We start from the raw sequence: 25,184 nt of genomic DNA on the forward strand, positions 1-25,184 counted from the left end.
AATTAAATCTCGTCCACAGAATGGCCCGCCAACGCCCGACGAATAGATGAATCCATCCGGTGTGCAGCGAATTCCTGCGTTTGCTTATCCAGTTGTTTAATTGCGTTTTCAATAATTTCAGGATCATTGCCCTGAACGCTTTTTATAAGTATTTCTACGGCAGCATCAATTGCCGCCTGTTCTTGTTCACTCAGTAGATCGGCATCTTTTTCTAACGCACCGGTGACACTTTCCAGTACCCGTGCCGCTTCAACTTTTTGTTCTGCCAGTTGGCGCGCATTGATATCTTCCTGAGCATTCGCCATAGAGTCTTTTATCATGCGAGCAATTTCTTCATCAGATAAGCCATAGGAAGGCTTTACCTGAATAGAAGCTTCGACGCCAGTGGATTTCTCCAACGCACTGACACTCAACAAGCCATCAGCATCGACCTGGAAAGTAACCCGGATATGGGCCCCACCAGCCGGTAATGGCGGAATACCACGTAGAGTAAAACGGGCCAGTGAACGGCAATCACTTACCAATTCTCTTTCCCCTTGCACTACATGAATACTCATTGCACTCTGGCCGTCTTTGAAGGTGGTGAATTCCTGCGCTTTGGCAACCGGAATGGTCGTGTTACGTGGGATAACTTTTTCAACCAAACCTCCCATCGTTTCCAGCCCAAGTGAAAGCGGAATCACATCCAACAACAACATGTCGCTATCTGGCTTGTTACCCACCAGAATATCCGCCTGAATCGAAGCCCCCACAGCCACCACTTTATCTGGATCAATGGAAGTCAGCGGTTCGCGGCCAAAAAATTCACCAACCCTATGACGAACCAGCGGTACACGGGTTGAACCACCCACCATAACCACCTGTAAAACTTCATCCGCAGAGACTTCTGCATCTTTCAATGCCCGGCGACTTGCCAGTAAAGTCCGTTTTATCAATGGTGTTATCAGGGCTTCAAATTCGCAACGGGTGATTTTACCCTGCCAACCGGCAATGTTTATCTCTGCAATATCAGCATCACTCAAGGCGATTTTTACCTGAGTAGCCATATCCAATAGCTGACGTTGCAGACTATGGTCATCTCGATTATCAATCCCTGCCTGTTCACGTATCCAGTCAGCCAGTATCAAATCGAAATCATCACCACCCAGTGCGGTGTCACCACCGGTTGCCAGCACTTCAAAGACACCACGGCTTAGCCGAAGAATAGAAATGTCAAATGTACCGCCGCCTAAATCATAAACCGCAATCACACCTTCTTGACCAGAATCCAGTCCATAAGCAATCGCAGCCGCAGTCGGTTCATTAAGTAAGCGCAAAACATGTAACCCGGCTAAACGCGCCGCATCTTTTGTTCCCTGACGCTGTGCATCATCAAAGTAGGCAGGAACCGTGATCACAACACCGTCAAGCTTACCATCCAGTGTTTCTTCTGCACGCTGCGCCAGCGATTTAAGAATTTCAGAAGAAACCTGAATAGGATCGACCAAACCTGTTGAGGTGTTGATTAACGGCAACCCGTTTTCACTCGCTTGAAATTGATAAGGAAGATTTGGATAACGTTGCTGAATGTCAGCCAGAGAGCGTCCCATCATACGTTTTACTGAGCTGATGGTATTCGCAGGATCACACGCAGCCTGTTGACGGGCCCGCCAACCAATTTCAGGGCCCTTTTCATGGTAGCGAACAACCGAAGGAAGCAGGTCACGATCTTCACTATCCATCAATGTTTCCGCTTGCCCACTGCGAACAGTGGCAACTAATGAATGTGTCGTGCCTAAATCAATACCGACAGCTAAACGACGTTGATGTGGTGCAGCGGATAAACCCGGCTCGCTAATTTGTAATAAAGCCATATACGCCTTCCTTAAAAGTCGTCCAATAAACGTTCTTCTAGTTGCTCAACATGCTGTTGCAATTTATCCAAAAAACGTAATTTACGCACCGTATCGGCTGCTTGCTCCCACTGCTGTTCATCCAATTGCTGCACCATTAACTGATTACGGGTTTTAATCATCCCATTCAGGCGAGCGGCAAAATCAGCCAATGCCACTTCTGCATTGGTTTCACTGGCAATACATTCCAATTCTTCCCGCAACATAAGCTGTTCCATCAGGAAAGCATTGTCATTCATAGTGTGCTGTTCATTGGCTAAATCAAAACCATGCAGAGAGAGCATATATTCAGCGCGTTTCAGTGGATGTTTAAGCGTTTGATAACCATCATTGATAGTCACTGCCTGCTGCAATGCCAGCATTTTTTCACGCTCTGGCTGACTAGCAAAGCGATCCGGATGAAACTGACGCTGCAATTCTTGATAACAGCTTGCCAGTTGTTCACGATCAACAGCATAACGAGCCGGCAGCCCAAATAAAGTGAAATAGTCCATAATCTAAACTTACTCTGGATTTGGCCGAAAAACGGAATTAAACGTTAAAACTCTCTCCACAACCACATTCGCTGGAAACATTTGGGTTGTTGAATTTAAAGCCTTCATTAAGGCCCTCTTTAACAAAATCCAGTTCCGTACCGTCGAGATAGACCATGCTCTTGCCATCTACGATAACTTTGACACCCTTATCTTCAAACACAGTGTCATCTTCGTTAATCATATCGGCAAATTCAAGCAGATAGGCCATACCTGAGCAGCCTGATGTTCTGACGCCCAGACGCAAACCAACACCTTTTCCACGGTGACTCAGGAATGACGAAACGCGTTGTGCGGCACTTTCTGTAAGGGAAATTGACATACAACAACCTCACTTATTAAAACCAGAAAAGGCGGATACCGGATGGTATGTAACAGCCCGTATCCACCAAATTTTTTTCTATTTTCTTATTATCAAGGGCAATTATTTGCCCTGGCATTTACTTTTGTAATCCGCAATCGCTGCTTTAATCGCATCTTCTGCCAGAATAGAACAGTGGATTTTCACCGGCGGCAGTTCTAATTCATCGGCAATTTCAGTATTTTTAATCGCTTCTGCCTGCTCCAGAGATTTGCCCTTCATCCATTCAGTGACTAAAGAGCTGGAAGCAATCGCAGAACCGCAACCGTAAGTTTTGAAACGCGCATCTTCAATAATGCCTTCATTATTGACTTTAATTTGCAGTTTCATCACATCACCACACGCAGGGGCACCGACCATGCCGCTGCCAACCATTGGATCTTCACTATCGAAAGAACCGACGTTACGTGGATTTTCATAGTGATCAATTACTTTTTCGCTGTAAGCCATGTTATTACTCCTGAAACCATCTGATTAATGATGAGACCATTCGATACTATTTAGATCCACACCTTGTCTAAACATTTCCCACAGTGGAGAAAGTTCACGCAGGCGGCCAATAGATTTGTGAATCAATTCAATGGCGTAGTCGATCTCTTCTTCTGTCGTAAAGCGCCCTAAAGAGAAACGGATAGAGCTGTGAGCCAGTTCGTCATTCATCCCCAACGCACGCAATACGTAGGAAGGCTCCAAGCTGGCAGAAGTACATGCAGAACCCGAAGAAACCGCCAGATCTTTTAATGACATCATCAGTGATTCACCTTCAACATAGTTGAAGCTGACATTCAGAATATGCGGTGCGCCGTGCTCTAAATCTCCGTTAAGGAAGACCTCTTCGATATCTTTGATACCCTGCCACAGACGCAACCGCAGACCACACAGACGCTGAGATTCACTCTCCATTTCCTGTTTGGCAATACGGTAAGCTTCACCCATACCCACAATCTGATGAACAGGCAAAGTACCAGAACGCATCCCACGTTCATGACCGCCACCATGTTGTTGTGCTTCAATGCGAATGCGGGGTTTACGGCGAACGTACAGTGCGCCAATCCCCATCGGCCCATAAATCTTATGGGCCGAGAAAGACATCAAATCAACTTTCAGTTTGGTTAAGTCAATTGGCAGTTTGCCTACGCTCTGAGTAGCATCAACATGGAAAATAATTCCGCGGCTGCGACACATTTCACCGATAGCGGTAATATCCTGTACCACGCCAATTTCATTGTTAACATGCATGATAGAAATCAGAATGGTGTCATCACGCACCGCGGCTTCCAGATCGTTTAAATCAATCAACCCGTTGCTCTGAGGTGCCAAATAAGTGACTTCAAATCCTTCACGTTCCAATTGACGGCAAGTATCCAGCACCGCTTTATGTTCGGTTTTGCTGGTGATGATGTGTTTGCCCTTTTTCTGGTAAAAATTAGCCGCCCCTTTAATGGCAAGATTGTCAGATTCCGTTGCGCCAGAAGTAAAAACAATTTCTCGCGGATCCGCACCGACTAAATCAGCAATCTGATTACGGGCAATATCAACCGCTTCTTCAGCCTGCCAGCCAAAACGGTGTGAACGAGAAGCGGGGTTACCAAATATCCCGTCCCTAGTCAGATAGTTCATCATCTTTTCAGCAACACGCGGATCAACCGGTGTCGTTGCTGAGTAGTCTAAATAAATTGGTAATTTCATTACTCACATGCTCCCTACTTCTAATACTTCAATTCATCACAAGTTCTGCTTATGGGCGCAGATTGACATTAATTGTTTCTTGTGCTCTGCCGTTAGGTGCACGGCGTTTATCGTTATCCTGGCGATCAGCAACGTCCAATACTTCTTGGTTATTGACCAATTCTTCTAAACTGATACTGCTCAGGAAACCGGTAATACGATCACTTAAATCGCGCCATAAAGCATGAGTCAGGCAACGATCACCGCCCTGACATCCTTCTCTACCCTGACAACGGGTAGCATCTACCGATTCATCAACAGCAAAAATCACTTCGGAAACAACAATTTCACTGGAATCTTTGCCCAATAAATAACCGCCACCCGGACCACGGACACTTGAAACCAGACCATTTTTGCGCAGGCGAGAAAATAACTGTTCAAGATAGGAGAGGGAAATACCCTGACGTTCAGAAATGTCGGCCAATGGTACCGGACCTTCTTGTGAGTGTAACGCCACATCAAGCATAGCAGTTACTGCATAACGCCCTTTAGATGTCAATCTCATAAATGAATTACCCCGTGGTGAAATATGAAGAAATTGTGTCATTCCTGAGTGTTTTAGTCAACTATTTAACCTAGTAATTTACTCAACTATTTCTTCGCCCATTTTTCAACGGAGGACAAGATGCCACGCAAAATATTCAGTTCCTGCGCTTCAGGCCGGGCACGGGTAAAAAGCCGCCTTAATCTATTCATTATTTGGCCTGGGTGTGCTTTTCGGATAAAACCGGAATCATTTAACACAGATTCGAGATGATGATAAAAGCGTTCCATATCATCAGATAATGGATATTCCACTTCATCGGTTTTTTGCTCATTTTTATCCTGACGCGCCAAATAGGCCATACGGATTTCATAACTAACAAGTTGAACCGCCATTGCCAGATTTAATGAACCGTACTCCGGGTTAGTTGGAATATTCAGATGATAATGGCACTTCTGCAATTCTTCATTGGTCAACCCTACCCGCTCACGGCCAAAAACTATGGCAACCGACGCATGTACAGCCTCCTGAACACTACGCTCACCACATTCACGAGGCTCGACCACCGGCCATGATAACGTTCTGGAACGGGCGCTGGTACCAATCACCAAGCCGCAACCCGCCAGCGCTTTATCCAAACTATCGACAATCGTCGCATGACCAATAACATCACTAGCACCCGCAGAAAGTGCAATCGCATGAGAGTCTGGCAGAACCAAAGGATTAACCAGATAAAGATTGGTTAATCCCATTGTTTTCATTGCCCGGGCGGTTGACCCCATATTTCCAGTGTGGGAAGTTTCAACCAGGATAATGCGGATATTTTCTAACATGACAACTTCTGAATAGTCTGGATAATTATAAGAGTCAAATATCTTAACACAGCATTAGTCATTTTTCCGAATTACTGCTATACTACGCGCCGATTAATTACCCGTTCTTTAACATCCTGGTGGAAGATATCCCATGCATCCGATGCTGACTATCGCTATACGCGCAGCGCGTAAAGCCGGCAACTTAATTGCCAAAAATTATGAAACTCCCGATGCGGTTGAAGCTAGCCAAAAAGGCAGTAACGACTTTGTTACCAACGTTGACAAAGCCGCAGAAGCGCTCATTATCGACATTATTCGCAAATCTTATCCCAAACACTCGATTATTACTGAAGAGAGTGGCGAGCTGCTAGGCGAAGATGCTGATATTCAATGGGTAATCGATCCACTGGATGGCACGACTAACTTTATCAAACGCCTCCCTCACTTCGCCGTTTCTATTGCAGTACGCATTAAAGGCCGTACTGAAGTTGCGGTTGTTTATGACCCAATGCGCAATGAGCTTTTCACCTCAACCCGTGGTCAAGGGGCGCAGTTGAATGGCTACCGTCTGCGTGGTACCAATGCCCGTGATCTGGATGGCACTATTCTGGCAACAGGTTTCCCATTCAAAGCAAAACATCATTCCACTGTTTTTATTAATACTTTGGGTAAATTATTTGTTCGTTGTGCTGACTTCCGTCGTACAGGCTCCGCTGCACTGGATTTGGCTTATGTTGCGGCTGGTCGGGTGGATGGTTACTTTGAAATTGGCCTAAAACCGTGGGATTTTATGGGTGGCGAACTGTTAGTTCGTGAATCTGGCGGTATCGTAACTGATTTCGTTGGCGGTCATAATTATATTCATTCCGGCAACATTGTTGCAGGTAATCCACGCGTTGTTAAAGATATTCTGGCTGAAATGCGTAACGAATTATCAGAAGCATTGAAACGTTAATTCCAGTTAATTTCAAATAAGAATCGCAAGACGGTAATCAGGTAGACTGCAAAAATGCGGTCTACCCCCGCTCCTGCAATATCATTTAGCAACAAAAACCATTGTTACCCCGCTAACCAGTAAACAGCTTCATAAGGCTGTAGCTGCATATCTTTTGCAGGTAAATGGTTTTCAGGATAGTTCCCCATCAATTTAACCCATGAACAATCGGATAAAGAAGCGTCCAGCGACCATTCCTGCACTTCAACACTGAGATTAGCAATAACCAACAACGTCTGATTTTCCCAACGACGCACATAGCACCAAAGAGAAGGATGAAATGGTAATAAGTCTTCATAGCTGCCATAAGTCAATACAGGATATTCCTTACGCAACTTGATTAAACGGGCATAACAATGAAAAACTGAATCATCATCCTGCATAGCGTTTTCAGCATTCACATCCTGGTAATCACTATTCAGCGCTATCCACGGCTCCCCTTGAGTAAACCCTGCATTAGCAGTCGTATCCCACTGCATTGGCGTTCGCCCATTATCACGAGATTTCTTCGCTAAGACTGATAAGATTTGTTGTTTATCATTGCCCTGCTCAATCTTCTCTTGATAAATATTTAAACTTTCTATATCCCGGTACTCTTCAATATGAGAGAAGTGAGGGTTAGTCATTCCCAGCTCTTCCCCTTGATAGATATAAGGGGTTCCCTGCATACCATGCAGTACCATTGCTAACATTTTAGCGGACGGCACCCGCCAAACACCTTCACCGCCAAAGCGTGAAACAATACGGGGTTGATCGTGATTACACCAGAACAGCGCATTCCATGCCCGTTCGTACATGCCTTGCTGCCACTTGGCAAAAATTTTCTTCAATTCAATAAAATCGGGTGGCGCTGCAACCCATTTTTCACCATTAGGATAATCGACTTTTAAGTGATGAAAAGCAAAAACCATCGACAACTCTTCACCATCTAATGAAGAATAGCGATGACAATGTTCCAGTGAAGTAGAGGACATTTCCCCGACGGTCATCACTCCGGTAGGCTGGAATACCTCTCTGTTCATTTCTTGCAGAAATTCATGAATACGCGGGCCATCAGTGTAGAACTGACGCCCATCCCCCTGAGTTGATTCAGGGAAATCTTGCTGCTTAGAAACCAAGTTAATGACATCCAGACGGAAACCATCAACACCAAGGCCAGCCCAGAATTCGCAAATCTTTTTCAGTTCAGCCCGTACGGGTTCATGTTCCCAGTTTAGATCAGCCTGCTCAACAGCAAACAGGTGCAAATAATACTGCTTGCTTGCTTCATGCCACGCCCAAGCATTACCACCAAATTTTGACAACCAATTATTAGGCGGGATTCCAGGTACCCCATCCCGCCAAATGTAATATTGCCGATAAGGGCTATCAATATCTTGCGCTTGTTTAAACCAAGGATGTTGAGTCGAGGTATGGTTGAAAACAATATCCACGATGACACGGATATCACGTTGATGTGCCTCATCAACCAAACGCTTAAAATCATCCATTGAGCCGTAAGCCGGATCAATCGCATAATAATCAGCGACATCATAACCGTTATCTACCTGTGGTGAGAGGTAAAAAGGCGTCACCCAAATAGCATCTACGCCCAGTTTCTTCAAATAATCAAGCCGGTAAGTAATGCCATTAAGATCGCCTGTTCCGCTACCCGTAGTATCCTGGAAACTCTTAGGATATATCTGATAGATGACGCCTTGTAACCACCACGGAATGATTTTGTCCATCAAAAACACCTTATTAATATATTTCCTGAATTGAATAACCAAATGGTTATTTTTATATCTGTTACTTGTGAAGATTTAACAGCATTATTCAACAGCTAACATACCGGTCATATTCTTCTTTCGATAAACAACGGTCGTGAGAATCAACGGAACAATGATGGCGACAAGCATAGCTAATGCGTAAATTAGCCAAAATTGCGGCTTGATCGAAAGAATACCTGGCAGCCCACCCACGCCAATACCGTTTGCCAATACACCACTCAACCCACAAATCAACCCAGCTAAACCGGAACCAATCATGGCACAGAACATAGGAAATCGATATTTAATGTTAATACCGTACATTGCCGGCTCAGTAACGCCCAAATAGGCGGAGATAGCCGCAGGTACGGATAATTCACGTTCATTATGCTTCTTACTGACTAAAATAATACCAACAACCGCCGATCCCTGAGCAATATTGGATAATGCAATAATAGGCCAGATCGGTGTTCCACCTATACTTTGAACCATCTGCATATCTATAGCTAATGTGGTCTGATGTATACCGGTAATCACCAACGGCGCGTAAAAGAATCCAAATAAAGCTGCACCAATAGGAGCAAAACTTCCGGTCATCAACGCCTTAACAACCCAAGCTACCCCATCACCAAGTAACCGACCAAATGGCCCAATAAGACTATGTGCTAAAAAGGTTGCCAATATTAACGAGACTACTGGAACAATCACCAAATAGAGATAACTAGGAACCACCCGTTTTAACTGAACTTCAATCCACCCCAAAGTAATACCCGCCAAAAGTGACGGAATAACCTGCGCCTGATAACCCACTTTTCCAATCGTGAACAGGCCGAAATTCCATATATCAGGGATTTGTTGCCCTAAATAATAAGAGTTCATTAATTGCGGCGAGACCAGTGTTATTCCCAATATAATGCCTAATATCGGTGTTCCACCCATCATCCTAACCGCCGACCAACAAATACCCACTGGCAGATAGAAGAATATTGCCTCTCCTAGCAGCCATAAAAAATCATATATCGTTTTCCAAATAGGATATATTTGAGCTAAAGTTTTGCCTTCACTAAAAGGAATATCACCAATAATGTTACGGAAACCTAGAATAAGCCCACCGCTAATTAATGCTGGTAAGAGAGGAAAAAATATTTCCGCAAACTTAGAAATGAAGCGCTCTTGCCATTTCATGTTTTTCTTCTCAACCTGCTGTTTATCTTTTTTATTCAATTCAGATTGACCAAGATAACGATTTAAAACCTGATAATAATCACCAACATTCGTGCCTATCACTACCTGGAATTGCCCTGCATTGGTAAAACAGCCTTTAACCATCGGCAAATTCTTTATCTCATCCGGCTTGGCTTTAACTGGTTCAACTAATATAAACCTCAATCGGGTAATACAATGAGTTACACTGGCTATATTTTCACAACCACCGATTAATGTAATTAGTTTTTCTATATCTTTAGAATTTATTTTGTTTTTCATAATAGCCAGTCATCATAAGTTAGTATCAATTACTAATTAGCATGCTTAGTAAACTAATTTTATCCTAATATCATTTGGTTATGCTTGTCATGGGAACGTTCCCAAAAGTGGGTTGAAGATCACATTGAGACGGAAATATTTCTTATTTTTAAGCCAACTTACTCGGAATGATTACTTGTTGTTTTGGGTATTGACGATTTATTTGAGCAATTAATTGACCAACCGCATATTTACCCGCTTCACCATAACCCAAATCAATAGAAAGCGTGTTAGGGTATAAAAAATTCAATAAAGGTGTATTACCAATGCTACCTATTTGTATATCTTCCCGATTATTTTGCTGCAAATATTTATATGCACCTAATGCCAAACTATCGGTTGCACAGATTAAAGCTGTCGTTTTCTCTCTCAATACCTTATTAACATGCTGAAACCCACTCTGATAGCTTAAATCACATTGAACAGCAAGCGGAAGCAAATCTTGCTGTTCACAACAAGTTAGATAAGATTGATGGCGAAGAAAACCTGTCGTGGTATCACAATCATCTACGCCAAGAAAACTAATATCTCTGTGCCCCCGCCGATAGAATTCATTCATCAATAAACGAACAGCACCAATATCGTCATAACATACAGAAGAAAAACCTGTATATTCACGGGCAAATACCACCATTTTGTCACGCCAAGGGAAGAGGGACTCTTCTGACAATCCGGTAAAACCGAACAAAATAATGCCATCTGCATGACGTAATGCCAACTGACGTAGATGTTCCTGTAAAAGCTGTGGATCAAAATTACTTTCCATAATAATGGGGTCGTAACCATGCTGGTAAAACAGGGGTAACATAGTACTTATCGATAAATTCTCTGAAAAAGATCCCAGACGCGACACAACTAAAGCAATGATTTTGTCACTCTTTATTCGCATCGCTCTTGCTGATTTAGATGGAATAAAATTATTTTGTTGGATAATCGTTTCAACTCTTTCACGTGCTTGTGGGCTTACACTATTCTCATTGTTTAATACTCGCGAGACGGTTGATTTACTGACATTAGCCAAGCGAGCGATATCTTTTATTGTTAATTTATTCAACATGATATCTCATAAAAATCTTATTGAGGCATTTAGTTTCTTACAAAAATATTGTAAGAAACTAAATGTATATTGTTAATAATTATGAGCTTTAACCTGTGGTCGTACGAAAATAGCAGGAAAAGCAACCAAAGCCATCATCCAGAAAATGCCACTGTGCAGATAATCATACATAAATCCAGCAATTACCGTCATGACAGCGATACCTCCCCCCATTGCCAACGCGGAATAAGCCGCCTGTAAACGCACAATTTCCCCTTCTCTTCTTGCACCGATAAAACGCATCGCTGCCAAATGGCAGACAGTGAACGTACCACAATGCAAAATTTGAACGATAATCAACACTGGTAATGAGGTGAATGTTCCCATCAATCCCCAGCGAACAACGCCACATATGCCAGAAAGCAGCAAAAGATTACGAGCATTCCAACGCCGAAATAATTTATTACTCAAAGTAAAAATAATAACTTCAGCCACTACGCCCAATGACCAGAGATAACCGACTACCGAGGCAGAATAGCCTGCATTTTTCCAGTAAATCGCACTGAAGCTGTAATATCCCGCATGAGCCGCCTGCAATAAAGCGACACATAACAGGAACCGACATACCGGTTTTTCAGACAACAACTGCTTAAATGACACAACATCCACTTTGGCGGATTTGACTTCACCAACAGGCATGATAGAGGGCCTAAGTAATGTCACCAACAACGTAGAGAAGACGCTAAACAATATCGTGATGAGGATGGCACGATGTCCCCCGACAGAGATCAATTCCCCGGTTAATGCTGAGCTGATAATAAAGGCAATTGAACCCCAACCCCGTATCTTGCCGTAATCAAAAGGAAATTGTTTTTGCCATGTTCCCGCCAGCGCATCACTCAATGGCATCATCGGCGAAAAAAATAGATTGAAGCCAACCATGACGAACAGGAGCCACGCCCAATGATTTCCTAATGTAAAGCCAACGATGAAAATAAAGGTTATCAATGCTGATATACGTAGCGCAAAAATAAGTTTTGCGGGATCTTTAACTGTAGGTGCGATTAATAAACTGCCCAAGAAACGGGAAATCAAACCTGCACCCAATAGAACCCCTATCATATCGTGCTCTATACCTTCACCCTGTAGCCAAGTTGCCCAGAAAGGTAAAAATATCCCGTAAGAAAAGAAATATGTGAAGTAATCTAACGCCAGCCAGCGCGTCGATCGAATAACCATTAGTCCTCCCTGGTAAAAAATGCAAAAAACCCGCCCTTACCTAACTTGATTAGCTCAAGAAATTAAGATACTGAGAGTTATCTTGAAGTAGATATTCCCGGGGGAAAATCCACGCATCACTCCTCAATATCCCACTTAAGCAAACAATGTTAGCCGGAGCAGGTTTTGTAATGACTTATTGAAATTTTAATTTATGCGTAAACCGGATATCTTGCGCAAATAGCCAGAACTTTCTGCTTAGTTGTTTCAATAGTCGCTTCATCATTGATGTTGTCCAATACATCACACATCCAGCCAGCCAATTCACGCGCTTCTGCTTGTTTAAAGCCACGGCGGGTAATCGCAGGCGTACCAATACGCACACCAGAAGTTACAAATGGGCTCTTCGGATCATTAGGCACGCTATTTTTGTTTACCGTAATGTTGGCTCGACCCAACGCAGCATCGGCATCTTTACCAGTGATGTCTTTATCAACCAGATCCAGCAGGAACAGGTGGTTCTCTGTACCGCCAGAAACTACTTTGTAACCACGTGCCAAAAACACCTCAACCATCGCTTTCGCGTTATCAGCAACCTGATGTTGATACGCTTTGAACTCTGGTTCCATTGCTTCTTTCAATGCCACCGCTTTGCCTGCAATCACATGCATCAGGGGTCCACCCTGACAGCCAGGGAACACTGAAGAGTTCAGCTTCTTATACAGATCTTCGTCGCCGCCTTTCGCCAAGATCAAACCACCACGTGGACCCGCCAGTGTTTTGTGCGTCGTGGTAGTCACGATGTGGGCATGAGGAACTGGGTTAGGATATACTCCTGCGGCAATCAGGCCGGCAACGTGTGCCATATCAACGAACAAATAAGCACCAATGCTGTCTGCAATTTCACGCATTTTTGCCCAGTCAACCACACCGGAATAAGCCGAGAAACCGCCGATAATCATCTTTGGCTGATGTTTTTGAGCTTGTGCCGCGATATCGTCATAATCGATTTTACCGCTTTCATCGATGCCGTAAGGCACAACGTTATATAACTTACCAGAGAAGTTAACCGGAGAGCCGTGGGTCAAATGACCGCCATGTGCCAAATTCATCCCCAGAACCGTATCGCCCGGTTGCAACAAAGCCATATAAACTGCCGCATTCGCTTGAGAACCAGAATGTGGTTGAACATTGGCATAATCAGCACCAAACAGCGCCTTAGCACGATCGATAGCTAATTGTTCAACAACGTCTACATATTCACAACCACCGTAATAGCGTTTACCCGGATAACCTTCGGCATATTTGTTAGTGAGTTGAGAGCCCTGTGCCTGCATAACTCTTGGGCTGGTATAGTTTTCAGAGGCAATTAATTCGATATGTTCTTCCTGACGAACAACTTCTTGCTCCATCGCCTGCCATAGTTCGGGATCATAACTAGCAATATTCATTTCACGCTTTAACATTGGGTTCTCCTGACTCAGCTAACTTCTCTTCAAACAACACCCCAAGGGGCCGAATGGCACACAGTGTAAACCCTTTTCACCTAATGAGATAGTCTTGACAAAATATTTTACGCAAACGATTGCATATCGATTGCAAGCAAAGTATCTGCTCCAAAGTAGGGTAATGAAAATTACGCTCCATTTTTCCTCTTTGTCAGAATTTACGGCCCAAAGAAGTCCCTTCCTTAGTACAAATATCCATTATGACTATTTTTTTACCATAAAGACCACATTCTATATTTACAAGGCCCCCAAAAAAGTATAAGTTGCATTTTAATTACATGTTATAAATTTCATTACCCACTTGAAAGAAATTCAGGAGCTTCAACATGCTGGATAGCCAAACTATTGCCACTGTCAAATCAACGATTCCATTACTTTCTGCTACTGGTCCACGACTGACAGCACATTTCTATGAACGGATGTTTAAACATAATCCTGAGTTGAAAAATATTTTTAATATGAGCCATCAACTTAATGGCGATCAGCGTGAAGCCCTGTTCAACGCGATCTGCGCCTATGCCGCCAATATTGATAACTTAGAGGTACTATTACCGGCTGTAGAAAAAATCGCGCATAAACACGCTAGCCTGAATATTCAACCAAAGCATTATCAGATTGTCGGTACTCATCTGTTGGCAACATTGGATGAAATGTTCCAGCCGGGAAATGAAATTCTGGATGCCTGGGGAAAAGCTTATGGCGTGCTCGCTGATGTTTTTATCAATCGTGAAGAGCAAATCTATCATAGCGGAGAATCAACAGATGGTGGCTGGCGTGGCTTACGTCCATTCCGTATCAGCCGGAAAGAGGTAAAAAGTGAGGTAATTTGCAGCTTTGAATTTATACCACAGGATGGCGGGAAAGTGATGGATTACAAACCTGGCCAGTATCTGAGCATTTATCTGGAAGATGATAATTTTGCTAACCGAGAAATTCGCCAGTATTCACTGACGGCAGCCCCAAACGGTTCCAGCTACCGGATTGCGATTAAACGTGAGCCACAAGGAATCGTTTCCAACCATATGCACGATAAAATGCAAGAAGGCGATACCATCTGGCTGGCCGCTCCACGCGGTGATTTTTTCCTTGATATTAAACCAGAAACGCCGGTTACTTTGATTTCTGCGGGCGTTGGCCTGACACCCATGATGAGTATGTTGCATCACCTCCACCAGCAAAACCATAATAGCCAAATCAACTGGTTACATGCGGCGGAACACGGCGGCCATCACGCGTTTAGCAATGAAGTCGCAACGATGGCGCAGGCAATGCCGAATTTTGACAGCACAATTTGGTACCGCGAACCAAGGAATGAAGATCAACAAGGTCTTCATTATCAACACAAAGGTTTTATGGATCTGGCAGTTCTGAATGAGGCATTGAAAACAGAAGGAATGCACTTCTATTTCTGTGGTCCAGTTCCCTTTATGCAATATGTAGCGAAACAGTTATTGGATATGGGAATAGATGAACAATTTATTCACTATGAATGTTTTGGCCCACATAAAGTGATTTAAATTTTCAGCTTAATATTAAAAACGTTATACAGTGATAATAGCCAATAAAGTGAAGTGAACAGAAACTATCTTTAATTTATAGACTCTGATATTCAATATTCATCTGTATTGAATGTGCTTAATGTGACCGAAAAAACCAATTCATCACTATTTTAGAGACCTTATGGCGTTTGTTTATCATGGAGCCCGTCCCAATTGGACGTCAGCTCCATTGATTTCAAAAGTCATGGGTAAATTTACTCTGACTGGCAATTAATTTTGCTCCACAGGCTGTTTGCATTCCTTCAAGCGCAATAGGTTTTCCTTTATATTTTAAAGAACCAGCACCCTGAATAATAGGAAATACACCTTGACATTGAGGACACTCGACCAAATCTTCTTGACCTGCTATAGGAACACCATTGTGAGTATATTCATCAATAGCGGTAATAACCTTACCGCCATGATCTGTCGTATCGCCTAACAGAATAACCGCTTTTGACATGAAAGTTCTCCCTCGTTTTTCGATTGGTAAATAACATCACTCCCATTAAACTTCGGTAATTAATGGCAGTAATCCCAGATTCACCAACTGAATTTCAACATCATTGGATTTATCAATATCATCCTGATCTCTTCCATCAAAAATGCCTTTTTTGGTAATAATCAAGCTGCCAACCTGTTCATTATTTTGATACACAGGAAGCACATCCTCCGCCATAGGAAGATAGGATTTATCAATAATGCGGGGCTGGTAAAGCATCCAACCAACACTGAGGCGATCAGGGAAAACTTGTTTGCCTTTTAAGGTATAGCCGTTAGTTTCCACTTGAATATAAGGAAAATCACGACTGGCAGCTAAGTATTTAACTAAATCAATTAATCGGATGACATCAAGTTGATGGCTGTTAATACTTAGATTTAGTTCCAGCCAAACCCAGTTAGGGCTGGCAGTTCGCATTTTTTTATACATAATACCACTATCTAATTCATCCTTTTCACCATCCCATATCCCAGTAATAAGCGCTGGAAAATCTTTTTTATAATCTTTTTCAAAATCTTTTATAGCAACCTCAGTTGGCCCCTCCTCATCGAACACAATATATTTTAGAGCATCCTTTCGGGAGTAACCAGTTAAGTACCAAGTTTTTTTCAGGTTAAAAAAGACATCAATTTGACGTGTAATATGAAACAAATCTATCAACGCAGTATGGGCGGTAATAGTTTCCTGCTGTTCATAACGTACATTGATTTTTAAATGAATTATTGTCATGTTGACCTCGAATTAAAAGAAACTATCGCAGGGGGTATAGTGAACACTGATATTTTTATGATCACTAAATTGCACTTTAAAATATTCATAACTAATCGGCTGTAAAAAGTGCCATTCCACATGAGGGGTACCATCCAAAACGTTACAGACTGTTTGATGCCTTTGGGCTTGCCTTATGGCTGAAAAAACACCTTTCCACCATTTCTTAGGTTCCTCATCACTCTTAAAAAACTGGTCATACCGCGCTTTAGCCTCCAGAAACAGGCAATATGCTGGCCGCCAGCCATCAAACGTCACTTTCAGGCATTGAAATTCCTGGATCATTTGTGTGACCGGGTTATATTTAGTTTTCGCAATAAATCGCTGATAGTTAATCGTGATAGCGCTCCAGCGACTAACCTTACGATATTTTTCACTTGTCACCGGAATAGCAAGGCAAGCCTTGCACGCTTTTTTAGTTTCCTTTTTTTCACATTCTTCCGTTTCAGACTGGGCTTTAGTTTGAACCGCACTGGTATCAACAAATTCATCCCCTAAATCATCATCCTCCCAAAAATCCGCATGCGCTTCGGCGCTCCAGACGATATTTCGATCTTCGTCGGTGATTTCAGGGCTTATCACAAAATCCGTTTTCTTATGGTGAATGTCGTCATCGTCTATAACGGATTTATCTTTACCGGCTTCCATAATACCGACTGCAATTAATACCCCGGCACAGGCGCTTGCGACATATTCAGCCGCACCCACGGCGACAGGGGCTAATAACGGTATTGGCATATTAACGTCTCCTGTTTATCTTATTTTTTGCAATACAAAGAATATCTTTAAACTGCTGCTCGGATTTTTGGTCAGGGGATTCCAAGGCTGTCTTGATTGGCAAGGCGTGCTGAAAATCAGGATTAAACGCAACCAGAGATAAATAGGATTGAATCAAATATTTATCCTGAAAGTTTAATGTCAGCAAATAATCATAAGCGGCCATTAGCCGTTCGTTCAGCGAAGATGGGGAAGGAATTAAACCCGCATGTTTGGTAAGAAGTTCAGCCTGTATACGATCAATCACCGTCTGTTTTTCCAGTTTGGTGATAATATCAAATTGTTCCTGAGTCAATTCAATCATAATGGAGCTCCTGACACCGAATAATAAGTGGTATTGTATTGATAAACCCATTTATCAATACAATGCGTAAATGCAGACAATTGCTCATGGCTAAAAATGTCACTGATGCGATGCAAAATACGGGGATCATAAAAACGTAGCAGTGCCGCCTGTTTTGTCGGCAATTGAATATTCAAATATGGCACAAGATGGTGGGTCAACTTATCTAATGATAGAGCGGTTAACAGCCATGATACTGCCGGATATGTTTCTTCAAGGGTTGATAATTTATCTTGCCACTGATGAGCGTATTCCATATCAAACAGCCACGGGCCTGCAAACGCAACTTTTGAATCTGGATAGTGCCGGAATAGTGGGTTGTTGATACCCGCGATATAATTAATTTCTTCACCAAAACAGCTCATATTGCAAACCATTCACCAACGCATAAAGCCGAACGCCGAGATGTTCTTTCTGATAATTAACCAGTTTTTCGCTTAATTCAGGTGTCATAATTACCCCCGGATAACGGTTATTGCTTCTTCAAGCTCAGCTTTCATCAAACAACTGAGACAAATTTCTTTAAGTAGTGCTTTAGCAACAGGAGTGGATATTTCAGCGCTGACCTGTTTCAGTTTATCCAGCATATCCGGCAGTTTTCCTCCCCAACCCGAACCTGTGCCCGGTGTTCCACTGGCAAAACTAATCCCGGCACTACTGCTGATACCACTGGCATCAATTTTAATAAAATGCCCCGCAGCCTGTAAGGTGAGCTCACTGCCGGCATCAATAACCACCTTCGCCCCGGAACTGAGATGAATTTCATTTCCACTTTGTACCAACAACGCATCGTCAGCTTTGATATGAAGTTTTTGCCCGGTTGAAACGGAAATATCATGCTTCGCCAGAACACGATATTCATTATCAACACGTAAGTGAGCGTCGTGTTTAATATGATGAGTCCGATTATGTGCAATATTGACCATTTCATCGTTTAAAATCTCAGTTTTCATATTCTTCTGAGCATGAATATAGATTTCTTCATCGCCTTTATCATCGTCAAAACGCAGTTCATTAAACCCTTCCCCTTTATGGGTTTTTGATCGGATTAACATTTGCGTTTTTGCCATCGGTAAACGGTTCGGTGGGATATTGACGGCATTATAGGTTCGTCCAGTAATAATCGGCTGGTCAGGATCGCCATGCATAAAATCAACCAGCACTTCCTGACCAACACGCGGGATGGTAATCATTCCCCAACCGTGTCCAGCCCAAGCTTGGCTAACTCTTATCCAGCAAGAACTTTGATCATTAAGCTTGCCATACCGATCCCAGGCAAATTGCACCCGTACCCGTCCATATTCATCACAAAATATTTCTTCTCCCTCTGGCCCCACCACGGTGGCAATTTGCAGGCCATCAATACTTGGCTTGGGGTAAGGCAAGGGACGCCATACCCGGTTGGGACTACCAAAGGTAAAACCATTCGTCAAAGTCGTCCCTCTGCTATCAAAATGAGATTCATCTGCTTGAGGTTGATGGCCACGGTGAGTAATTTGGATTATTTGCCACGGTGCATTAAATTTTTCTTTCGGATGATCAGTAAGCGTAAACCACATGCCCGGCAAGAGAGCAAAACTGTCACTTTGCCCACTGCCGAGCAAAGCATCATTACGCAACGCCTCCAACCGGTACTGACTTATCCGTTGCCCATTTGCATCTTTATAACGTCCAGGAAAGTCATAGTAATAGTAGCTATTTAAATCCGAACGCTGATTATTGATGTACCTATGGTTCTCATGGAACTGAAAATCAGCATACCACCGGGGATGTTTAAATGTGTAATCTCTCACCGAAACTTCAGCAATGCCCACCCTTTCCCCCCAACGAAACTGGCTAATGCAACACTGGTTGCCGGTGGCATCAAGTTCTGGGTTGTAGGGCAGTGAAAGAGAGCCATTCTTGGCATAAGAGTCGACAAAAACCATTGTCGGCTCGCCCTTACCCTGATCAAAGTGATAGTAATAAAAGATCCCTTCATCAGCTAATAGACGCTGTAAAAAAGCCAAATCACTCTCATCGTACTGAACGCAGAATTCCCGCGCTGGATGTTCATAACGCAATAGACAAGAGAATTGACGAACGCCATTTTCTTTCAATAACCTATCAATAATATCGGTAACGGATTTATTCTGAAAAATACGGGAGTTAACCCGCAATCCGGCACGCCACAAGGAAGGATGGAGGGTCAGGTAGTAACAACTACGATAACGGCCCGTTGTTTCCTGCACAAAATGAGTCACAATCCCGGTGATATAACGCTCAACCTGCCCGTCACGATAAACGGTCAATGTAGCGTATTTATCCAGAACATCCGCAAAATCAATGTCTGGATTGGCACAAGTTAGTGTGGCTTGCAAACTGAATAGCGTTGACAAGGCTTCATTCAGTGTAAATTCAACCACAGCAAAAGTTTTCACAGGGAGATTACCGGCTGTGAGAGTAAAAACAAGTCCGGTTCGTTCCACATTAAGATCATTAACCATAAGCACTATTACCTATAATTGAGTTGTCAGTCCGCAATATACCCACACGAAATGATCACAAAAGAATCAATTATGATGTTTTTTAATCAATCAGGCAATAAGATCATAAGAAAATATGATGAAATACAACATTGGCACCACAGTGGAGTTTGGTAACTTTCAAACGAACTTTCAGCAACTCTGTTATCATCCATATCCCAAACAGCGCCATGTGACATAGATGCTTTGATTATCTCAAGCATCATCTTTAATCGGTTTTTTAAAGATAGCCTTAAATTCTCCCAATAAATTTAAATTGATAATAGTCATTGAGGTTAGATGATTGATAATTGATTTAAAACACATTCAGCAATTGAGAAAATATTGTCACGCATCAATATGATGCGTAATTTACAAAAGATAAATTTATTTATCAAAACGGCATACGGCCACCTTAAGAACAATTAATTTATACTGTATTTTCAAATAATTATTTAATTAACCACATCACTGGTTATTGCTGATTAATATATTTATCTAATATTTATATTATATTGACAGGGTCCTTACTACATTCTCAATATTTTCTATATTAACCAATATGTTGATTCTATATGCAAATATCCTATTTTGCTTTAACAATTAATTATCGAAAACTCCGGCGATTTTTATCGAGGGTGACCATAGATTTTATCCACCTATCACCACCCTAAAAATTTAAATTGGACTAAATCGCCTCTTCGTCCTGCTCACCAGTACGGATACGCACAACACGCGCCACGTCGAATACAAATATTTTACCATCACCGATCTTCCCGGTCTGTGCCGTCTGCATAATGGTTTCAACACAGGTATCGACAATATCATCTGGCACGACAATTTCTATTTTCACTTTTGGCAGAAAATCCACCATATATTCCGCACCGCGATACAGCTCTGTATGACCTTTTTGGCGCCCAAAACCTTTCACCTCTGTTACCGTCATTCCGGTGATACCCACTTCCGCCAGAGCTTCACGCACATCATCTAGTTTGAAAGGTTTGATAATCGCATCAATCTTTTTCATGAAGTTTTCCTGTTGTTACCAATTTTTACGGCCGAAACCAGAGGTAATCGGGTAACGTCTGTCTTTACCAAAATTACGGTGCGTAATACGCGGACCCACCGGAGCCTGACGACGTTTATATTCGTTGATATCAACCAAACGAACAACTTTACGTACAATCTGCTCATCAAACCCCGCTGCCACCAGCTCATCAACCGACTTATCCTGTTCCACATAACCTTCCAGAATATCATCCAGAATGTCATAAGGCGGTAAACTGTCCTGATCAAGCTGCCCAGGCGCCAATTCTGCCGATGGCGGACGATCAATGACTCTTTGAGGTATCGCTGGCGAAACGGTATTACGATATTTTGCTAATTCAAATACCAATGTTTTCGGTACATCTTTCAGCGCATTAAAACCACCCGCCATATCACCATATAATGTGGAATATCCCACCGCTGATTCACTCTTATTACTGGTCGTTAGCACGAGACGATGGCGTTTATTAGACATCGCCATCAGAATAACGGCACGACAACGCGCCTGTAAATTCTCTTCGGTGGTGTCTTTGACCGTACCCGCAAATAGAGGTTCGAATTGTGCCATAAATGCATCAAACACCGGTTCGATCGACACCACATTAAACTCAACACCCAACATGTCAGCTTGTTCTTTAGCATCCTCTATACTCATTTCAGATGTATAGCGAAATGGCATCATAACAGCCTGAACATGATCTTTACCCAATGCATCAACAGCAATTGCCAACGTTAAGCCAGAGTCAATCCCCCCGGATAAGCCTAACAACACGCCTTGAAAGCCATTTTTGCGCACGTAATCATGTACTGAAAGGACTAATGCTTGATACACCTGCTGCAATGGCGGTAATTCGGGTGCCGGATTAACCATAGGTTCAATCCCTAATTCATTAAAGCGGCATTGTTGGATTTGTTCATTAAATGCGGCTAACCGATGAGTCATTTCACCACTTGCATTAAAAACTTTAGAACAGCCATCGAAAATCAGCTCATCCTGACCACCAACCTGATTAAGATAAATCATGGGTAAATCTGTACGTTGGCAATGTTCTCTAATCAGTTCATAACGGATATAAGGTTTTTCTCGATTATATGGAGAAGCGTTGATAGAAAGAACTAAGTCTGCACCAGCCTGTTTCAAAGCATCAATCGGCTCATCAAACCATAAATCTTCACAAATCAATAAGCCGAGATTGTAACCCCTAAATGGCACAACACAGCTTTGATTGCCCGCTTTAAAATAGCGTTTCTCATCGAAAACACCATAATTGGGTAACCGTTGCTTGAAATAACGGGCCAAGATCTCCCCTTGCCAGAATAAGGAAAGTGCGTTGTAAATCTCCCCGTCCTGCTCCCAAGGATGACCAACTAAAATAGCCGTTTGACAACTGGCCGCCTGTAAACGTGCTAATTGCTCACGGCAACGCTGATGAAAATCAGCCCGAAATAATAGATCTTCTGGGGAATAACCGGATATCGCCAGTTCAGAAAACATCACCAAATCAGCACCTTGGTGCTGTTGTTCCTGTACTGTCTGCAACATACGTTCACAGTTGCCTTCAATGTCGCCAATCATCCAATTAAGCTGTGCAAGGGCAATATTAAGAGTACGGCTCATACAATTTGGCTCTCCCAAGCCACCAATCTTTATACCAGTGTAAAAACTTCCTGAACAGCAGAGAAGTTATTCTTTAAAATCATTCGCATCTAACTCATGACGCGCCAGTAATTTGTAGAATTCAGTCCGGTTACGCCCCGCCATACGCGCCGCATGAGTCACATTACCTTTGGTCATTTGCAGTAATTTACGCAGATAATTCAGTTCAAACTGATTTCTGGCTTCTACAAAAGTGGGTAACGCTGTATTTTCCCCTTCCAGGGCCTGCATAACCAAGGCTTCACTAATAACCGGCGCAGTAGTCAGCGCAACACACTGTTCGATCACATTAACAAGCTGACGCACATTGCCAGGCCAACTTGCCGCCATCAGGCATTTCATCGCATCAACTGAAAAACTACGGACAAAAGGTTTATGACGCTTCGCTGATTCACGCAACAGATGATTCGCCAATAAAGGAATATCTTCAACCCGGCCATTCAAAGCTGGAATTTTCAAGTTCACCACATTTAGGCGGTAATAGAGATCTTCGCGAAACTCATTTTTTGCCATAGCCTTCGGTAAATCACGGTGAGTCGCTGAGATAATCCGTACATCAATATCCAGATCACGGTTACTTCCGAGCGGGCGTATTTTACGTTCCTGCAATACGCGCAATAATTTAACCTGCAAAGCCAGCGGCATATCACCGATTTCATCAAGAAACAGGGTTCCCTCCTGTGCAGCAAGGAATAACCCTTCACGGCTGCTGACCGCACCGGTAAATGCCCCTTTAGCATGACCAAACAGTTCTGACTCAAGGAGTTGTTCCGGCAAAGCACCACAGTTAATCGCGATAAATGGCTTTTTCGCCCGTGGACTGGCGCGGTGAATTGCCTGGGCTAGCACTTCCTTCCCCGTACCACTCTGACCGTTTATCAGTACACTGACATCAGATTGGGCAACCATTCGCGCCTGCTCCAACAAGCGCAACATAGCAGGACTGCGGGTAACTATCTGCTCCCGCCACTGTTCATCACTGGCAGGCGTGGATAACGCCAATGCGCCATCAATCGCTTTATAAAGCGCATCCCGATCAACTGGTTTAGTCAGAAAACTAAAGACACCCTGTTGAGTGGCCGCTACTGCCTCTGGAATTGAGCCATGAGCCGTCAGAATGATAACTGGCATACCCGGTTGTTGCTTCTGGATTTCAGCGAACAGCGCCATACCATCCATTTCATCCATACGCAGGTCACTGATCACCAAATCGATTTTTTCTTTAGTTAACAATCTCAACGCTTCACCGCCACTTTCTGCGGTTGTGACACGAAAGCCTTCACTGGTAAGACGCATTCCCAACAATTTCAACAAACCAGGATCATCATCAACCAGAAGAAGATGGGCTGGTTTACGCGCTGTCATGGTGCTGCTCCTTTATCTGATTCAGAGGTACTGTTTGGCGTACTATTTTTGTTAGGTAATGCCGTCGTTTCTGGCGTTTCAACATGTTTATCCAAATTGCCTGAGCCAGCACTCCCCTGATTTTGTTTACGGGAAGAGAGCTGACGTTCAATATCTGTCAGATTTTCCAGTTTACGAGAAGTTTGCTGTAGCTCAAATTCCAACCGTGCACGACTTTCACGCAGACGATCAAGTTTATTATCCGTATCTGCCTGTAATTTTTGGAATTTTGCCCGCTCCTCAGCCACTGCAATTTGCTGAACCTGCTGCTCACGCCATAACTGTAATAACGGTCGCAACGGATCTGGGAATTTCAACCTGTATTTGTTGAAGTTTTCAATCATCTTCCGACGCTCAGACAATGTAGGCCCGGCACTGTTAAGTAAGATACTTTGTTTAAAAGCCATATCCCAAGTAACCGGAAGCGTGTATTTCGCCATATTACGTGCTTTCGCTGATGTCAGGCGATCTGAACAATCCATCAGTCGCAGCCAGTAAAGCGCATTCTCAATCGATGGCAGCGTCTCTAAATCCCACATTAACTCACACTCGGCAATACGGTAATCCGTTACCCGTTGCTCTGGTATTACCATTTGAGTAACTGTCGCTAAATTATTATTAACCGGATTTTTAACGCAACCCGCCAATAAAAAAACAACGAAGATCAGCAGAATCATGCTAAAACCCCAAACTGAAACTCGTGGTAATAACAATCTGGCAACCAATACGTTTTTCCCAAGTTGTACTGCAATATTCTGCCGATCCGTCTTTCGTACAAAACGGTAAGTAGACCTGTTATGCAT

23 protein-coding genes and 1 pseudogene are annotated in these 25,184 nt (G+C 43.0%); 2 read left to right on the top strand and 22 right to left on the bottom strand.

The genetic code is table 11. The features are described from left to right. Positions 1-2 precede the first annotated feature (2 nt). The 7 genes from hscA to trmJ all read right to left on the bottom strand — a co-directional run bounded on the left by hscA (position 3) and on the right by trmJ (position 5,831). Positions 3-1,853, bottom strand: coding sequence for a Fe-S protein assembly chaperone HscA (gene hscA, locus ACGF5R_RS10755; RefSeq protein WP_387690825.1), 1,851 nt, complete (start codon positions 1,851-1,853; stop codon positions 3-5). 11 nt (positions 1,854-1,864) lie between these two features. Then, positions 1,865-2,386, bottom strand: a complete 522-nt coding sequence (hscB, locus tag ACGF5R_RS10760) for a co-chaperone HscB (RefSeq protein ID WP_112876331.1) — start codon at positions 2,384-2,386, stop codon at positions 1,865-1,867. A 37-nt stretch (positions 2,387-2,423) separates the two neighbouring features. Next, positions 2,424-2,747, bottom strand: coding sequence for an iron-sulfur cluster assembly protein IscA (iscA, locus tag ACGF5R_RS10765; protein ID WP_011147476.1), 324 nt, complete (start codon positions 2,745-2,747; stop codon positions 2,424-2,426). A gap of 102 nt (positions 2,748-2,849) precedes the next feature. Beyond that, a complete protein-coding gene (gene iscU, locus ACGF5R_RS10770) occupies positions 2,850-3,236 on the bottom strand; it encodes a Fe-S cluster assembly scaffold IscU (protein WP_112876332.1) in 387 nt (128 codons plus the stop codon). Positions 3,237-3,260: 24 nt separating this feature from the next. Beyond that, entirely contained in the window at positions 3,261-4,475 is a 1,215-nt protein-coding gene (locus ACGF5R_RS10775) for an IscS subfamily cysteine desulfurase (RefSeq protein WP_387690827.1), read from the bottom strand. 49 nt (positions 4,476-4,524) lie between these two features. Continuing rightward, positions 4,525-5,019, bottom strand: coding sequence for a Fe-S cluster assembly transcriptional regulator IscR (iscR, locus tag ACGF5R_RS10780; RefSeq protein WP_112876334.1), 495 nt, complete (start codon positions 5,017-5,019; stop codon positions 4,525-4,527). Positions 5,020-5,105: 86 nt separating this feature from the next. Beyond that, the gene (gene trmJ / locus ACGF5R_RS10785) at positions 5,106-5,831 is read right to left on the bottom strand and encodes a tRNA (cytosine(32)/uridine(32)-2'-O)-methyltransferase TrmJ (RefSeq protein WP_112876335.1); all 726 of its coding nucleotides are present in this window, start codon (positions 5,829-5,831) and stop codon (positions 5,106-5,108) included. 133 nt (positions 5,832-5,964) lie between these two features. Here trmJ and suhB point away from each other — a divergent pair, with 133 nt between their 5' ends. Further along, positions 5,965-6,768, top strand: a complete 804-nt coding sequence (gene suhB / locus ACGF5R_RS10790) for an inositol-1-monophosphatase (RefSeq protein WP_112876336.1) — start codon at positions 5,965-5,967, stop codon at positions 6,766-6,768. Positions 6,769-6,872: 104 nt separating this feature from the next. On the opposite strand, the gene treC is transcribed toward suhB, so the two are convergent. From treC to glyA, 5 genes are all read right to left on the bottom strand, one after another. After that, the gene (gene treC, locus ACGF5R_RS10795) at positions 6,873-8,534 is read right to left on the bottom strand and encodes an alpha,alpha-phosphotrehalase (RefSeq protein WP_387690829.1); all 1,662 of its coding nucleotides are present in this window, start codon (positions 8,532-8,534) and stop codon (positions 6,873-6,875) included. Positions 8,535-8,618: 84 nt separating this feature from the next. Beyond that, positions 8,619-10,040 (bottom strand): PTS trehalose transporter subunit IIBC, encoded by a 1,422-nt coding sequence (treB, locus tag ACGF5R_RS10800; RefSeq protein ID WP_112876338.1) that lies wholly within the window; start codon positions 10,038-10,040, stop codon positions 8,619-8,621. A 148-nt stretch (positions 10,041-10,188) separates the two neighbouring features. Continuing rightward, positions 10,189-11,136, bottom strand: a complete 948-nt coding sequence (gene treR, locus ACGF5R_RS10805) for a trehalose operon repressor TreR (RefSeq protein ID WP_387690831.1) — start codon at positions 11,134-11,136, stop codon at positions 10,189-10,191. A gap of 72 nt (positions 11,137-11,208) precedes the next feature. After that, complete coding sequence (locus ACGF5R_RS10810) at positions 11,209-12,354, bottom strand: 3-phenylpropionate MFS transporter (protein WP_387690833.1); 1,146 nt, start codon at positions 12,352-12,354, stop codon at positions 11,209-11,211. A gap of 191 nt (positions 12,355-12,545) precedes the next feature. Next, positions 12,546-13,799 (bottom strand): serine hydroxymethyltransferase, encoded by a 1,254-nt coding sequence (glyA, locus tag ACGF5R_RS10815; RefSeq protein ID WP_112876341.1) that lies wholly within the window; start codon positions 13,797-13,799, stop codon positions 12,546-12,548. Positions 13,800-14,164: 365 nt separating this feature from the next. On the opposite strand from glyA, the pseudogene hmpA reads away from it, so the two are divergent. Continuing rightward, positions 14,165-15,358 (top strand): annotated as a pseudogene (gene hmpA / locus ACGF5R_RS10820) (NO-inducible flavohemoprotein); the annotation flags it as partial. Positions 15,359-15,575: 217 nt separating this feature from the next. Here the strand turns inward: hmpA and ACGF5R_RS10825 are convergent. From ACGF5R_RS10825 to qseG, 10 genes are all read right to left on the bottom strand, one after another. Beyond that, positions 15,576-15,842 carry a PAAR domain-containing protein gene (locus ACGF5R_RS10825; RefSeq protein ID WP_112876343.1) on the bottom strand — a complete coding sequence of 89 codons (267 nt, stop codon included), beginning with the start codon at positions 15,840-15,842 and terminating at the stop codon, positions 15,576-15,578. A gap of 45 nt (positions 15,843-15,887) precedes the next feature. Next, entirely contained in the window at positions 15,888-16,610 is a 723-nt protein-coding gene (locus ACGF5R_RS10830) for an Imm52 family immunity protein (RefSeq protein WP_112876344.1), read from the bottom strand. Positions 16,611-16,622: 12 nt separating this feature from the next. Next, the gene (locus ACGF5R_RS10835) at positions 16,623-17,387 is read right to left on the bottom strand and encodes a Tox-REase-5 domain-containing protein (protein ID WP_387690835.1); all 765 of its coding nucleotides are present in this window, start codon (positions 17,385-17,387) and stop codon (positions 16,623-16,625) included. 1 nt (position 17,388) lies between these two features. Continuing rightward, positions 17,389-17,730: a hypothetical protein gene (locus tag ACGF5R_RS10840; RefSeq protein ID WP_112876346.1), complete on the bottom strand. Its 342-nt coding sequence runs from the start codon at positions 17,728-17,730 to the stop codon at positions 17,389-17,391. Next, positions 17,727-18,134: a DUF4123 domain-containing protein gene (locus ACGF5R_RS10845; protein WP_240000682.1), complete on the bottom strand. Its 408-nt coding sequence runs from the start codon at positions 18,132-18,134 to the stop codon at positions 17,727-17,729. The genes ACGF5R_RS10840 and ACGF5R_RS10845 overlap by 4 nt, the downstream gene beginning before the upstream one ends. Positions 18,135-18,224: 90 nt before the next feature. Continuing rightward, a complete protein-coding gene (locus ACGF5R_RS10850) occupies positions 18,225-20,255 on the bottom strand; it encodes a type VI secretion system tip protein VgrG (RefSeq protein ID WP_387690837.1) in 2,031 nt (676 codons plus the stop codon). A 706-nt stretch (positions 20,256-20,961) separates the two neighbouring features. Beyond that, the gene (gene glnB / locus ACGF5R_RS10855; RefSeq protein ID WP_011147501.1) at positions 20,962-21,300 is read right to left on the bottom strand and encodes a nitrogen regulatory protein P-II; all 339 of its coding nucleotides are present in this window, start codon (positions 21,298-21,300) and stop codon (positions 20,962-20,964) included. Between the two features lie 15 nt (positions 21,301-21,315). Further along, a complete protein-coding gene (locus ACGF5R_RS10860) occupies positions 21,316-22,938 on the bottom strand; it encodes an NAD+ synthase (protein ID WP_387690839.1) in 1,623 nt (540 codons plus the stop codon). 66 nt (positions 22,939-23,004) lie between these two features. Next, on the bottom strand, positions 23,005-24,342 hold the full coding sequence (glrR, locus tag ACGF5R_RS10865) for a two-component system response regulator GlrR (protein WP_112876349.1): 1,338 nt from the start codon (positions 24,340-24,342) through the stop codon (positions 23,005-23,007). Then, entirely contained in the window at positions 24,339-25,184 is an 846-nt protein-coding gene (qseG, locus tag ACGF5R_RS10870) for a two-component system QseEF-associated lipoprotein QseG (protein WP_262980131.1), read from the bottom strand. Before qseG ends, glrR begins: the two co-directional genes overlap by 4 nt.

Source organism: Photorhabdus sp. RM71S (assembly GCF_042879355.1).
Taxonomy (GTDB): Bacteria; Pseudomonadota; Gammaproteobacteria; order Enterobacterales; family Enterobacteriaceae; genus Photorhabdus; species Photorhabdus kayaii.

Excerpts from the sequence above, each read along its gene's own strand:
- treB (WP_112876338.1), bottom strand. The coding sequence starts at position 10,040 with ATGAAAAACAAAATAAATTCTAAAGATATAGAAAAACTAATTACATTA.
- glrR (WP_112876349.1), bottom strand. The coding sequence starts at position 24,342 with ATGACAGCGCGTAAACCAGCCCATCTTCTTCTGGTTGATGATGATCCT.
- treR (WP_387690831.1), bottom strand. The coding sequence starts at position 11,136 with ATGTTGAATAAATTAACAATAAAAGATATCGCTCGCTTGGCTAATGTC.
- iscU (WP_112876332.1), bottom strand. The coding sequence starts at position 3,236 with ATGGCTTACAGCGAAAAAGTAATTGATCACTATGAAAATCCACGTAAC.
- qseG (WP_262980131.1), bottom strand. The coding sequence starts at position 25,184 with ATGCATAACAGGTCTACTTACCGTTTTGTACGAAAGACGGATCGGCAG.
- hscA (WP_387690825.1), bottom strand. The coding sequence starts at position 1,853 with ATGGCTTTATTACAAATTAGCGAGCCGGGTTTATCCGCTGCACCACAT.
- ACGF5R_RS10835 (WP_387690835.1), bottom strand. The coding sequence starts at position 17,387 with ATGCCAATACCGTTATTAGCCCCTGTCGCCGTGGGTGCGGCTGAATAT.
- ACGF5R_RS10850 (WP_387690837.1), bottom strand. The coding sequence starts at position 20,255 with ATGGTTAATGATCTTAATGTGGAACGAACCGGACTTGTTTTTACTCTC.
- iscA (WP_011147476.1), bottom strand. The coding sequence starts at position 2,747 with ATGTCAATTTCCCTTACAGAAAGTGCCGCACAACGCGTTTCGTCATTC.
- suhB (WP_112876336.1), top strand. The coding sequence starts at position 5,965 with ATGCATCCGATGCTGACTATCGCTATACGCGCAGCGCGTAAAGCCGGC.
- ACGF5R_RS10840 (WP_112876346.1), bottom strand. The coding sequence starts at position 17,730 with ATGATTGAATTGACTCAGGAACAATTTGATATTATCACCAAACTGGAA.
- trmJ (WP_112876335.1), bottom strand. The coding sequence starts at position 5,831 with ATGTTAGAAAATATCCGCATTATCCTGGTTGAAACTTCCCACACTGGA.
- glnB (WP_011147501.1), bottom strand. The coding sequence starts at position 21,300 with ATGAAAAAGATTGATGCGATTATCAAACCTTTCAAACTAGATGATGTG.
- ACGF5R_RS10830 (WP_112876344.1), bottom strand. The coding sequence starts at position 16,610 with ATGACAATAATTCATTTAAAAATCAATGTACGTTATGAACAGCAGGAA.
- ACGF5R_RS10845 (WP_240000682.1), bottom strand. The coding sequence starts at position 18,134 with ATGAGCTGTTTTGGTGAAGAAATTAATTATATCGCGGGTATCAACAAC.
- iscR (WP_112876334.1), bottom strand. The coding sequence starts at position 5,019 with ATGAGATTGACATCTAAAGGGCGTTATGCAGTAACTGCTATGCTTGAT.
- ACGF5R_RS10775 (WP_387690827.1), bottom strand. The coding sequence starts at position 4,475 with ATGAAATTACCAATTTATTTAGACTACTCAGCAACGACACCGGTTGAT.
- ACGF5R_RS10825 (WP_112876343.1), bottom strand. The coding sequence starts at position 15,842 with ATGTCAAAAGCGGTTATTCTGTTAGGCGATACGACAGATCATGGCGGT.
- hscB (WP_112876331.1), bottom strand. The coding sequence starts at position 2,386 with ATGGACTATTTCACTTTATTTGGGCTGCCGGCTCGTTATGCTGTTGAT.
- ACGF5R_RS10860 (WP_387690839.1), bottom strand. The coding sequence starts at position 22,938 with ATGAGCCGTACTCTTAATATTGCCCTTGCACAGCTTAATTGGATGATT.
- treC (WP_387690829.1), bottom strand. The coding sequence starts at position 8,534 with ATGGACAAAATCATTCCGTGGTGGTTACAAGGCGTCATCTATCAGATA.
- glyA (WP_112876341.1), bottom strand. The coding sequence starts at position 13,799 with ATGTTAAAGCGTGAAATGAATATTGCTAGTTATGATCCCGAACTATGG.
- ACGF5R_RS10810 (WP_387690833.1), bottom strand. The coding sequence starts at position 12,354 with ATGGTTATTCGATCGACGCGCTGGCTGGCGTTAGATTACTTCACATAT.